The organism is Streptomyces sp. NPDC057939, from assembly GCF_042887545.1.
Lineage (GTDB): Bacteria > Actinomycetota > Actinomycetes > Streptomycetales > Streptomycetaceae > Streptomyces.
Genome location: NZ_JBHVPG010000132.1, coordinates 1 through 1,043 on the forward strand (window position 1 = coordinate 1; position 1,043 = coordinate 1,043).

Consider the following 1,043-nt stretch of genomic DNA (forward strand, 5'->3'; position numbering starts at 1 on the left):
TCGCCGTTCTCCTCGGTGGATACGCGATCCCGTTCGAACCCGAGTTTCTCCAGGACACGGAGCGACGGCGCGTTCCACGTGCCGACGGTCGACCAGAGCCGCTTCCGCCCGGTCGCGATGGCGGCATCCAGCACCGCGGCGGCCGCCTCGGTGGCGTAACCGCGCCCGTGCGCGTGCTGGAACAGTTCGTACGCGATTTCGGGCTCTTCCAGGGTGGTGCGGCCGATGATCAGCCCGCAGTAGCCGATGAAGTCGCCTTCCTCGCGGCGCTGGACGGGAAGGAGCGCGATCCCCGTGGTCACCGTCGCGGTGAGCAGTTCCGCGATGGACGTCCGGATGCGCTCGACCTCGGGGGTGCCCTTGCCGCGCTCGGAGAGGAGCGCACAGAAATCGGCGGCGTCCGACTCGACCCACGGCCTGAGTATCAGACGCTCGGTCTCCAGCTGGAACGACATCGTCCCGTACGTGGTCATGGCTCCAGTTTGCCCTACGGATCATCTCCAACCACGGCCGGATCAGCGGTTCTTCGGCGGACCTCAGGACTCGGCGGCGAGACGGCGTTCGAGGGGGGTTCGCATGCTGGGACGCATTCGGACGTCTCCCAGGAAGGCCTCCATGCGGGCGGCCTCGGTGGTGACGGCGGCCCGCGCCTCACCGGTCCGTCCGTCGGGCGTGAGGAGGTGGGTCGCGATGTGCCCGTCGGGGCGTTGGGCCCAGCCACCGATGATGCGGCCGTCCCACCACACGGTGGGGCCGATGTTGCCGTAGGCGTCGAAGAGTTCGGGAACGAGGAGGGGGTCGAGGTACCAGTCGCGGTGGCGCCATCCCATGGGGGTGGGGTCGAGCGCGGGGAGCAGGGCGGCCGCGGGGGCGGTCCGGGTGGGCGGTTCCAGTTGGTCGGGCAGGGCGTGGCCGGGGCCGTGGGACAGGTCGATGCCGGTGGCGCCGGCGCGGGCGAGGGCCTTGCGGGTGTCGGTGAGGGTCCAGCCGGTCCACCACTTGACGTCGTCGGTGGTCGCCGGGCCGAACGCCCGCAGGTAGTG

General features: G+C 70.7%; 2 protein-coding genes. Both read right to left on the minus strand.

All coding sequences use genetic code 11. The features are described 5' to 3' along the window. The coding region (locus tag ACFVS6_RS42970) for a GNAT family N-acetyltransferase (RefSeq protein WP_389711976.1) at positions 1–473 on the minus strand (473 nt) is incomplete at its 3' end. Between the two features lie 63 nt (positions 474–536). Continuing rightward, a partial coding sequence (locus tag ACFVS6_RS42975; RefSeq protein WP_389711977.1) for a DNA glycosylase AlkZ-like family protein occupies positions 537–1,043 on the minus strand: 507 nt, incomplete at its 5' end.